Here is a 255-nt window from a genome sequence, read left to right as displayed (position 1 = left end):
CGAAGCCCTGACCCTGTCCGTCGACGCGCGCGAGGCCTTTCTCGCACATCGTTGCGGCGACGACACCGCCCTGCGCGAGGAGGCGCGCTGGCTGATCCACGCGGCCGAAACCCTGACCAGCGAGCACCTGCTGACCGGCTGGCAGCCGACGATTCCGGACGACACGACACCCACCCTGACCGCAGGCGAGCAGATCAGCGCCGCCAGCCCCGGCCGATACCGTGTGATCCGCCAGATCGGAGAAGGCGGCATGGG

Annotated in this window: 1 protein-coding gene; it reads left to right on the top strand. The window is 70.2% G+C overall.

Annotated elements, in window-relative coordinates:
* On the top strand, positions 1–255 hold a 255-nt coding region (locus IB242_RS20910; protein WP_192283779.1), incomplete at both ends, for a hypothetical protein.

It is taken from the genome of Xanthomonas sp. XNM01 (assembly GCF_014851915.1).
Taxonomy (GTDB): Bacteria; Pseudomonadota; Gammaproteobacteria; order Xanthomonadales; family Xanthomonadaceae; genus Pseudoxanthomonas.
Note: the sequence above shows the minus strand (reverse complement) of the source record. Positions and strands in the feature narration are given on the sequence as shown.